Annotated in this window: 10 protein-coding genes; 6 read left to right on the top strand and 4 right to left on the bottom strand. The window is 66.6% G+C overall.

Translation table 11 applies throughout. The annotated features are described in order from the left end of the window. Together Q7V45_RS11695 and Q7V45_RS11690 are read left to right on the top strand one after the other, a co-directional pair. Positions 1-247: hypothetical protein (locus tag Q7V45_RS11695; protein WP_304851969.1), on the top strand; the 247-nt coding region annotated here is incomplete at its 5' end. A gap of 277 nt (positions 248-524) precedes the next feature. Next, positions 525-2024 carry an amino acid permease gene (locus Q7V45_RS11690; protein WP_304851966.1) on the top strand — a complete coding sequence of 500 codons (1500 nt, stop codon included), beginning with the start codon at positions 525-527 and terminating at the stop codon, positions 2022-2024. Here Q7V45_RS11690 and Q7V45_RS11685 read toward each other — a convergent pair. The 3 genes from Q7V45_RS11685 to Q7V45_RS11675 all read right to left on the bottom strand — a co-directional run bounded on the left by Q7V45_RS11685 (position 2010) and on the right by Q7V45_RS11675 (position 4520). Beyond that, positions 2010-3431, bottom strand: a complete 1422-nt coding sequence (locus tag Q7V45_RS11685) for a M23 family metallopeptidase (protein ID WP_304851963.1) — start codon at positions 3429-3431, stop codon at positions 2010-2012. The two genes, Q7V45_RS11690 and Q7V45_RS11685, sit on opposite strands and share 15 nt — an antisense overlap. A 62-nt stretch (positions 3432-3493) precedes the next feature. Beyond that, complete coding sequence (locus Q7V45_RS11680; protein WP_304851960.1) at positions 3494-4012, bottom strand: tetratricopeptide repeat protein; 519 nt, start codon at positions 4010-4012, stop codon at positions 3494-3496. Between the two features lie 79 nt (positions 4013-4091). Further along, a complete protein-coding gene (locus Q7V45_RS11675; protein ID WP_304851957.1) occupies positions 4092-4520 on the bottom strand; it encodes a YihY/virulence factor BrkB family protein in 429 nt (142 codons plus the stop codon). A gap of 103 nt (positions 4521-4623) precedes the next feature. Between Q7V45_RS11675 and Q7V45_RS11670 the strand changes: the two genes are divergently transcribed. Continuing rightward, positions 4624-5592 carry an ABC transporter substrate-binding protein gene (locus Q7V45_RS11670; RefSeq protein WP_304851954.1) on the top strand — a complete coding sequence of 323 codons (969 nt, stop codon included), beginning with the start codon at positions 4624-4626 and terminating at the stop codon, positions 5590-5592. A gap of 18 nt (positions 5593-5610) precedes the next feature. On the opposite strand, the gene Q7V45_RS11665 is transcribed toward Q7V45_RS11670, so the two are convergent. Next, on the bottom strand, positions 5611-6063 hold the full coding sequence (locus Q7V45_RS11665) for an SH3 domain-containing protein (protein WP_304851950.1): 453 nt from the start codon (positions 6061-6063) through the stop codon (positions 5611-5613). A 212-nt stretch (positions 6064-6275) separates the two neighbouring features. Here Q7V45_RS11665 and Q7V45_RS11660 point away from each other — a divergent pair, with 212 nt between their 5' ends. From Q7V45_RS11660 to Q7V45_RS11650, 3 genes are all read left to right on the top strand, one after another. Further along, complete coding sequence (locus tag Q7V45_RS11660; RefSeq protein WP_304851947.1) at positions 6276-7064, top strand: enoyl-CoA hydratase; 789 nt, start codon at positions 6276-6278, stop codon at positions 7062-7064. Between the two features lie 111 nt (positions 7065-7175). Further along, the gene (locus Q7V45_RS11655; protein ID WP_304851945.1) at positions 7176-8369 is read left to right on the top strand and encodes a CaiB/BaiF CoA-transferase family protein; all 1194 of its coding nucleotides are present in this window, start codon (positions 7176-7178) and stop codon (positions 8367-8369) included. A 285-nt stretch (positions 8370-8654) separates the two neighbouring features. Next, the gene (locus tag Q7V45_RS11650; RefSeq protein ID WP_304851942.1) at positions 8655-9401 is read left to right on the top strand and encodes an SDR family NAD(P)-dependent oxidoreductase; all 747 of its coding nucleotides are present in this window, start codon (positions 8655-8657) and stop codon (positions 9399-9401) included. Positions 9402-9526 lie beyond the last annotated feature (125 nt).

Raw genomic sequence — 9526 nt, 5'->3', positions numbered from 1 at the left:
GGGCTTCGCCGAGGTCGCGCCGCCCAAGGAAGATTGCGCCAAGTGCCTGGGCAAGTACTTCCAGGCCAGGGGCGCCGCCGCGCCCGCCGGCCAGGCCGCCGGCACCGTCGTGAAGGAAGAGGACCTTCCCTATCCGCTGCGCATCATCCGCCCGGCCGACGGCATCCCGAGCTACCAATACGAACCCAACCGTTTGACACTGGTCCTCTCCGAAGCCGGACAGATCGTCGACGCCGCCTGGGACTGAGCATCGTCACGAGGCCCGCCGCTGGGGGACTGTATTGGTCGTCGCCCCGGCCCATAGCGAGCGGCCCGTCAGACCTTGATCCCGGACGCTCGCAACTCGTCCACGACAAAATCCAAGACGAGTTGCCCACTGCCTTCACGCGCCTGCGAGGCGCGACGAAGGCGACGCCTCCAGACAGGATTCCAATCATGCCCTCGCCGCCGGCTTCCGCATGACCTGGTAGCTCCGCACTCTTCGACCTCGCGCCCACACGTCCTTTGACATTAACATCGCGCCGATGAGTCTACCGCGAGCACCGTATCAGACTGTTGCGCCGGACTATTTCGCGCGCCGCGGGCTGCGCCGCTACGCCGGCGTCTTCTCGCTCTGGGCGCTGGGAGTCGGAGCGGTCATCTCGGGTCACTATTCCGGGTGGAACCTCGGCCTGCAGGCCGGTGGCTGGGGCGGCTACGCGCTGGCCGCCTGCCTCATCGCCGTCATGTATCTCGGCCTGGTCTTTTGCATTGCCGAGATGGCGTCCGCCCTGCCCCACACCGGCGGCGCCTATTCCTTCGCGCGCGCTTCGATGGGACCGTGGGGCGGCTTCGTCACGGGGCTCTGCGAGAACGTCGAATACGTGCTCACGCCAGCAGTCATCGTGTCGTTCCTGGCAACCTATCTCGCCGCCGTATTCGAGACCCCACCCGCCTGGCTGCCGGCCTACTGGGTGGCCGGCTATGCGGTATTCGTGGCGTTGAACGTCCGCGGTGTCGAACTCTCCTTCAAAGTCACCGTCATCGTCACCCTGGCCTCGCTCGCCTGCCTCGCGGTGTTCTGGATTTCGGCTCTCCCCGTCGCAGACTTTGGCCGATACGCGCTCAACATCGGCGCCGGCCCCGACGGCAAGCCGGTCGAGCTGGCGCAAGGTGGCGGCCCGCTGCTGCCGTTCGGGCTGCACGGCGCGCTGGCCGCGCTTCCCTTCGCCGTCTGGCTGTTCCTCGCCATCGAGCAGCTTCCCCTCGCGGCCGAGGAATCGGTGGAGCCGTCACGCGACATCCCGCGCGGCATCGTGGCCGGGTTGCTGACTCTCTTCGTTTCGGCGAGCCTCATCGTCTGGCTCAACCCATCGGTGGCCCCGGGCAGCTTCCAGCTCGCCAGTTCAGGCGAGCCGCTGCTCGACGGCTTTCGCGCCACGTTCGGCGACGGGCTCGCGAAGGCGCTGGCGCTGGTTGCCTGCGTCGGCCTCGTTGCAAGCTTCCACACCATCCTCTTCGCCAAGGGCCGACAGATCTACTCGCTGTCGCGCGCGGGCTATTTCCCGCGCTTCCTGTCGATCACCCATCCGCGCCACAAGACGCCCCATGTCGCTCTGCTGGCCGGCTCGGCCGTGGCACTCGCGATCATGTTCGCGCTGTGGTTCGGCATGGGCGCCGAGCGGGGCGCCGCGGTGATACAGGGCATGCTGCTCAACATGGCAGTCGCCGGCGCCATGCTCTCCTACCTGCTGCAGGCCGTGAGCTTCCTCGTCCTGCGGGCGCGGCTGCCGGCCCTTGCGCGGCCCTATCGTTCCCCGATGGGCGTGGCGGGCGCGGTGGTCACCATCGTGATCGCCGCCATCACGCTGGTCTATCAGCTGCTCGATCCGGTGTTCGTGTCCGGAGTGCTCGGCGTCGGCGCGTGGTTCGCGGTCGGGATCGCCTGGTTCGCGCTCATCGGGCGGCACCGGCTGGTCCTGTCGCCGGAAGAGGCTTTCGCGCTGAAGGCCCGCGAGCAGGCTGGTGGATCAGTCGCCGACTGAAACGGCGGCTGGCCTGGCCTCGAGTTCGCGTTCGACGAGACTGGCGGCCACCTGCTTGCGGAATCGCTCGAAGTCGGGACCGCGAAGCTGGGCGCGCTTCAGCTCGGGGTGGGTGATCGGGTTGACCGGCTTGCCGTCGACCTGAAGCTCGAAATGAAGATGCGCGCCGGTCGAGCGGCCGGTGCTGCCGACGTAACCGATCACGTCGCCGCGCGACACCATCATGCCGGGCTGGAGGCCGGTCGCGAAGGCGGAGAGATGGCCATAGACCGATGCCAGCTTGCCGCCATGTTCGAGGCGGATCCAGTTGCCGTAGCGGCCGTTCGGCGCGGCTCCCACCACGAGGCCGTCGGCCGCCGCGACGACCGGCGTGCCGGTCGGCGCGACGAGGTCGACGCCTTCATGCATGAACAGCGATCGAGACGACGAAGGCCGTGCCGATAGCGCGTAGGCCGGCGGCGCCTGGAAACCACCATAGGAAGAGCTGCCATAGGAAGAAGCCCCCGTCGGCAGGCCGGGTGGGAGGCCTGGCGGACGCTTCGGACCGCCGGCGCCCTGCGGCTTGCCGCCATACGGCCGTGGCGGCTGGTCGAATGGATCGGCGCGCAGGCCGAAACCCGACGAGATCGAAACGGTGTCGAGCGGCAGCCGGAACGAGGGCGGTGTCGCAGCCTGCCCGTTCGCCATCCAGAAGCGCTCGGTATTGTCGCGCGAGCGAAAGCGATGGATGGCCATCACGCCCTTGGGCGTCCGCAGCTCCATCCACAGCACACGGCCGACGTCGAGTGGCGCACCCGCCTGAGTGAAGGTCTGCTGGTAGCGGACATAGAACCCGTGGCCGTCGCGCATCTCCTTCTTGAGGTCGACCGAGGTCTCGAGCGCCTGCACGGCATCGAGCATGGCCGGCGCGGGAACGCCTGCGGCGACCGCCGAGGCTTCGAACGAGCCGCCGCTGATCACGCCCGCGACGCCAAGCTCGCGTGCAAATGGCAGGTACGCCTGCAGCCGTTCGTCATCCAGACCGTCGCCCAGCATCCTGTCTTCGATGGCTTGGCCCTGGGCCAACACGGGTTCAGGGACCGGCCCGCTTGCGACCGGCGGCGGGACATTGTCTGCGATCGCGATGAGCGGCTGGGGAGGTGTGATCTCGATGGCCACGTTCCGCTGGAGGAGCCCGTTGACCGATGCCAGTTCGATGAAATGAAGATGGTCGCGAAGTCCCGCAGCGGCCGCCGGCTGGTCGTGAAGGGGCGGCAATTCCACTCCCAGCAGCCGAAGCTCTGCCACGAGGCCGGCATCCTTCGCATGCGCCGGCTCGACCCACGGCCGATCGCGCGCAATGCCCTGGGACATCCCGGCGAAAAGCAATGAGGCGGCAAAAGCCGCGGCAATCGAGGGTCGGTTCATTCAGTCCTTCTTATAGGGCCGACGCCGGGGCATCGCTCGTGACCGCCGCGTGGTCGCGGACCTTACCGCATCTTCGGCACGGGTTTCCACGCCCGAACGCGTCGTTCCGCCTCAGCGATTTGCGCAGGGTTCATGCGGGCGGACAGGGTCGCCAGGTCCTTTCGGGCCTGGTCGAGTCGGTCCTGGTTCTTCGCGGTGTACCGGTCGATGGCGAGCCTGATCCACTTGTAGGCCTCGATGTCGTCGCGCGGCGGGACACCCTCGCCGAACCCCAGCATGAAGCCGATATTGTTCTGAGCGCGCGCGTATCCCTGCTTGGCAGCGGCAAGATAGAGCCTTGCCGCTTCGTTCAGGTTGCGCGGCACGCCTTCGCCGCTCCAGTACATGGCACCGAGCAGGGTCTGCGCCTCAGCCTCGCCCTTGGCGGCCCACACTTTCCAGATGCGCACGGCGGTCGCCATATCCTTGCGCTCGTAGGCGCCCGCCGCCTGCCGCATCTGGTCTTCATAGGATTGCGCCGTCGCGGGTGTCGCCAGGGCCGCGACGAGGAGCACGAGCAGTGCCGGCAGGAGCGTTTTCATGGCTCCAAGATATGGCTTCAAGTCAACGGCGCTGCAAGCAACGACGCGAGCGCCCTGATGGTCGTCTCGCCCTTACCCCCTAGCGCGCCAAGGCCGGGTCGAGACGCGACATGGTCGAGCGCCGCGACTTCGCCTTCCAGATCGCATTCAGGGCGGACTGAACCTCGCCGAACACTCCGCTGGCGGCGACGAATATTGTGACCACGCCGACCAGCGTGGCAACCAGGCCCGACATGCGGTCGCTGGCGCTGCGGATCATGGCCTGAGTTGCCTCCGCCGTGTCCCGGCCCATCAGGCCGCTCAGCTGGTCCACGATCGCGCCCTCGGCGGCATCCTGCCCGAACACCAGCCCGGCGACCGCAATGACGAGAAGCAGGACGGGGGCCAGGGAGAACAACGTGAAATACGCGATCGATGCGCCCCGGCTGAAGGCGTCGTCCTCGACGAATCCCGCGAACGTCTCGGTGAGCAACCGCCTGACGCGGCCCAATGGAGTGAGGGCTTCCACGCGGGGACAACGGTCCCGGGCGAAAATCGCTCCCCTATCCGGACGTGTTTATGACATGTTCCGCCCCTACTTTCCGGACACAGGCTGGTCAGGATCCCCCCTTATGAACTCTTCCCGTCGCATGGTGCTTGCCGGCGCCCTAGCCTCGCTGCTTCCGGCGCCGGCCATTGCCCAACCGGTGCCCGATCCTCCCCAGAAGGTCGAGATTCTGCTCGACTGGAAAGCGCTGCCCACCTTCGCCGGCTTCTACCTTGCCCGGGAGATGGGCGCCTTCGAACGGCGCGGACTCGAGGTCACTTTCGCCGAGACCCAGGGCGCGATCTCATCGGCGGAGATGATCGGCTCGGGCACGCCCTACTGGATCGGCTCGTCGAGCGGCATCGCCACCGCGATCGGCCGTTCCAAGGGACAGCCGATCAAGAGCCTCGCTGTCTACTACGCGAAGACTCCCACCGTGATCTACACCCGCGGAGAGGACCGCATCGCCCACCCGCGCGATCTCTACGGTAAGACGCTGGGACTCGTGCCGGGCAGCATCACCAACGAGGAATTCCGCGCCCTGGTCGCCGCCAACAGGCTCGACCGCGGCAGGATCAAGGAGACGACGGTCAGCTGGAGTGCCTATGACCTGGTCGAGAAGAAGGTCGATGCGCTGATCGACTATGACGAGATGGCGCCGTCCATGCTCATCGCTGAGGGACGCCGCATCACCATGATCCGCCTGAGCGATTTCGGCGTGAAGGCCTACAGCCTCAACCTCATCGTCAACGACGCCGCCTGGGCCGATCCGGTCAGACGAGAGATCGCACGGAATGTCGAGGAGGCCGTACAGGAAAGCTACAACATGGTCCGGGAGCGGCCGGCCGACGCTGCGTCGCATTTCTCCCGACTCTTCCCACGACTGGCGCCGCGTTACGTCGACCGCAGCATGGCGACCGTCTCCCAGCAGCTCTCGGGACCGCCGACCGGCCAGCAGACCCGCGCCGGCTGGGAAGCGACGATCAGCACGCTGGAAACGCTGGGACTGCTTGCCAAGCCGGTCACGGTCGACGACGTGGCGATACTCGACTGAGGATCGGAGGCGCTGCGACTACCAGCCCCAGAGCAGTTTCCGCGAGATCCAGCCTCGCAGCGCGCCGTCGCGCTGGACCTTGACCCAGTCGCTCTTGCGCTCGAGCGTCTTCAGCGCGTCGCCGTAGGAGACCTTGCCGACGATACGGCTGCTCGTGGTCGGCTGGCTCCGCACGTTGGCCGTCTTGACCTTCACGATGTGATACGGCGTGCTGCTGGTCAGCGTTCCCAGAATCCAGCCTTTGTCGTTCTCGAAATCCTGTACCTGCAGCCAGTCGCCGCGTCGTCCGACGACTTTCAGGGGGAAGCCTCTGCTCAGGACCCACTCGGCGGAATGGCGCGTTCCCGGACCGGAACGCAGATTCACGTCCTCGCGCGCCACACTGACCATTTGCTGGGCAGAGGCCTGGGGCATGTCGAGCGCAAAGGTGCCGGCGACGAGGGCGATCAGGAAATAGCGTGCGAAGTGCATTCGTGGGATTTCCTTCCCGGACATGTTCTGGGAACACCCTCCCCGGTTCACGACCCGTGGGGGTGGGCGAGCTTCGATCTGTCCATTGTCGCCCGATTGCGACCACGCGTCACCTGCTTGACACTCCATGTGAGTCCAGATTGCCGGCGTGCTCCTTCTTCAATCCGACCGACGCAGGCTATATTCGCCGCCTCATTGGAAGGATTGCCGGCATGCAGGAACAGAAAATCATCGGTCGCCGCGAGGGCGCCGTGGGCCACGTCGTCTTCAACAACCCGGCGAAGCTCAACGCGGTCTCGCTCGACATGTGGGACGGCTTCGTCAGCGTCCTGAAGGACTTCGCCCAGGATCCCGAGATCCGCTGCCTCGTGGTGAGCGGCGCCGGCGGCAAGGCCTTCGTCTCCGGCGCCGACATCTCCAAGTTCGAGAGCGAGCGCGCCAACGCCGAGGCGCAGGTCCGCTACGACGCCATCTCCAAGGAAGGCTACGAAGCGCTCTACGACTTCCCCAAGCCGACCATCGCCAAGATCACCGGCTACTGCATCGGCGGCGGCATGAACCTCGCGGCCTGCTGCGACCTGCGCTACTGCAACGAGGGCGCGCGCTTCGGTGTGCCGGCCGCCAAGCTCGGCCTCGGCTACGGCTTCCTGCGCATCGAGCGCTTCTCGCGCATCGTCGGCCTGCCGCGCGCCATGGAGTTCCTGTTCACGGCCAAGCAGTATTCCTCGAAGGAGGCCTACGACATGGGCCTGGTGCACGGCGTCTCCGCCGATGCCGAGCTCGACGCCATGGTCGACGGCATCACCGGCGCCATCGCGCAGAATGCGCCGCTGACGATCGCTCTCGCCAAGGCGGCCGCGCGCGAGATCGCCAAGCCCGAATCGAAGCAGGACCACGCGAAGCTCGACAGGATGGCCGAGGCCTGTTTCGACAGCGAGGACTTCAAGGAAGGCCGCCGCGCCTTCATGGAAAAACGCCGGCCCCTCTTCAAAGGGAAGTAAGTACCGGCGCCCCGAGCGAAGCCGAGGGGCCTCTCATCGATCCGAAAAGAGATCCCTCCACTCCGCTTCGCTCCGGTCGGGATGACGGCATATTGCAAAAAGGTAAACTCGATGACCGCCCTGCCCCTCTCCCACCTCACCGTCCTCGACCTCACGGCACATCGTGCCGGACCGACCGCCGTGCGCCAGCTCGCCGACTGGGGGGCGCACGTGATCAAGATCGAGCCGCCCCCACCGCCCTCCGAAGGCGGCAAGAACGATTCCATGGGCGGGGCGCGCCACGGGTTCGACTTCCAGAACCTGCATCGCAACAAGAAGTCGATGACGCTCAACCTCAAGAGCCCCGAGGGCCATGCGATCTTCATGAAGCTCGCGGCCAAGGCCGACGTCATCGTCGAAAACTACCGCTCCGACGTGAAGCATCGCCTCAAGGTCGACTACGACACGGTGGCGAAGATCAACCCGCGCATCATCTACGGCTCGATCGCGGGTTTCGGCCAGAGCGGCCCGGATGCCGCGCGTCCCGGCGTCGACCAGATCGCCCAGGGCATGGGCGGCCTGATGTCGATCACCGGCGAGCCGGGCCGCGGCCCCATGCGGGTCGGCATTCCCATCGCCGATCTCACATCCGGTCTCCTGCTCGCGCAGGCGATCATGCTGGCACTCTACACGCGCGAGCGCACCGGCAAGGGCCAGTGGGTCCACACCTCGCTGATCGAGGCGCAGATCTTCATGCTCGACTTCCAGGCCTCGCGCTGGCTGATGAAGGGTGAGGTGCCGAAGCAGGCCGGCAACGACCATCCGACCAGCATCCCGACCGGCGTCTTCCCGACCAGCGACGGCTACATCAACATCGCCGCCGCCGGCGACAAGATGTGGAAGCGCGCCGCGCTGGCACTGGGCGCCCAGGCCCTGATCGACCATCCCGAGCACGCCACCCCGGCGCTGCGTTCGCAGAACCGCAAGGCGCTGAACGAGCGCCTTGCCGAGGTGACCAGGACCAACACCAGCGCGCACTGGATCGACTCGCTGAACAAGGCGGGGGTCCCCTGCGGTCCGATCAACACGATCGACAAGACCTTCGCCGAACCACAGGTCCAGCACCTCGGCATCGCCCGCCCGGTCAACCACCCCGCGCTCGGCGAGATCAAGGTGGTCGGCCAGCCGATCAACCTCTCGGACTACCCGCAACCGAAGGCGCTCAACCCGACGCCGGACCTCGGCCAGCACACGGAAGAAGTCCTGACCGGCCTCGGCTACGATGCAAAAGCGATTGCGGACCTCAAGTCGGGCGGTGCTGTCTAGGGTGTAGGCCGGGGAAGCGCCAGGCAACCGTTGCGCCCAGCGAGTTGCCGACAAGGGTAGCGCCCTCGACGCCCAGCGCCATCATCCGATCGGCGAGCGATGCGCGTGCGTTCGAGGTCGTCCCTCTCGGTCGACCAGCAGGGTTCCGCGCCCGCCCAGCCGCCGTGCGGCAGCACGATTGCCTCACCGGTGCCGCCGGTCCAGACTCGCGCCGGGCGCCGACCGAGCGAAATCTTCTTCAGCTCCTCTACACGCCCTTTGAACTCATGAAGCGGGAGATATGGAATGGCCACGACGCGGAGAACAGCTTTGGTGACCGGCGCGGGCCGAAACATCGGCCGGGCCTGTGTGCTGCAGCTTGCCCGGATGGGCTACGACGTCGTGATCAATGGCTCGTCCGACCGTAAGGCCTGTGAATCGGTGGCCAAGGAAGCTGCCGCGCTCGGCGTCGAGGCGCTGGTCGTCATGGCCGATGTCGGCAGCCCCGAGGAATGCCGCCGCATGGCCCAGGAGGCGATCGCGAAGTTCGGCTCGGTCGACGTGCTGGTGAACAATGCGGCGCTGCGACCGGCCAAGCCCTTCCTAGACATGAGCGAGGCCGACTGGCGGCGCGTCATCTCGGTCGATCTCGACGCCGCCGTGTGGCTGTCGCAGGCCTGCCTGCCGGGCATGGTGAAGAAGGGCTGGGGCCGCATCGTCAACTTCACCGGCATGAATGCGATGCACGGCTACGCCGGCCGCGCCCCGGTCTCGGTCGCCAAGCACGGCGTCTGGGGACTGACCAAGGCGCTGGGCAAGGAGTTCGGGCCCAAGGGCATCACCGTCAACGCCATCTCGCCCGGCCCGATCTCGGCCGATGTCGAGGACGACGACGAGTCCAATCACCACCGCCTCGAGACCATGGCGAAGGTTCCGCTCGGCCGCATGGGCACGCCTGCCGAGATCGGCTCGGTGCTCGGCCTGCTGGTCTCCGATGGCGGTGCCTATGTGAACTGCCAGATGATCCAGGTGAACGGCGGCGGGCAGACTTGATTCTTTAGTCAGACTCCTCTCTCCCGATCGGGGGAGAGGTTGGGTGAGGGGGTTGCGCATCAACGCTTCGACTTGCCCCCTCACCTAGCCTCTCCCCCTAGCGGGGGCGAGGAACATGAGGGATC

This window comes from Reyranella sp., assembly GCF_030651995.1.
Taxonomy (GTDB): domain Bacteria; phylum Pseudomonadota; class Alphaproteobacteria; order Reyranellales; family Reyranellaceae; genus Reyranella.
This window is presented reverse-complemented; position numbering and strand designations above follow the sequence as displayed.

What these genes read in the sequence shown, in the direction of transcription:
- Q7V45_RS11690 (WP_304851966.1), top strand. Translation starts at nt 525, where the DNA reads ATGAGTCTACCGCGAGCACCGTATCAGACTGTTGCGCCGGACTATTTC.
- Q7V45_RS11685 (WP_304851963.1), bottom strand. Translation starts at nt 3,431, where the DNA reads ATGAACCGACCCTCGATTGCCGCGGCTTTTGCCGCCTCATTGCTTTTC.
- Q7V45_RS11680 (WP_304851960.1), bottom strand. Translation starts at nt 4,012, where the DNA reads ATGAAAACGCTCCTGCCGGCACTGCTCGTGCTCCTCGTCGCGGCCCTG.
- Q7V45_RS11670 (WP_304851954.1), top strand. Translation starts at nt 4,624, where the DNA reads ATGAACTCTTCCCGTCGCATGGTGCTTGCCGGCGCCCTAGCCTCGCTG.
- Q7V45_RS11665 (WP_304851950.1), bottom strand. Translation starts at nt 6,063, where the DNA reads ATGCACTTCGCACGCTATTTCCTGATCGCCCTCGTCGCCGGCACCTTT.
- Q7V45_RS11660 (WP_304851947.1), top strand. Translation starts at nt 6,276, where the DNA reads ATGCAGGAACAGAAAATCATCGGTCGCCGCGAGGGCGCCGTGGGCCAC.
- Q7V45_RS11655 (WP_304851945.1), top strand. Translation starts at nt 7,176, where the DNA reads ATGACCGCCCTGCCCCTCTCCCACCTCACCGTCCTCGACCTCACGGCA.
- Q7V45_RS11650 (WP_304851942.1), top strand. Translation starts at nt 8,655, where the DNA reads ATGGCCACGACGCGGAGAACAGCTTTGGTGACCGGCGCGGGCCGAAAC.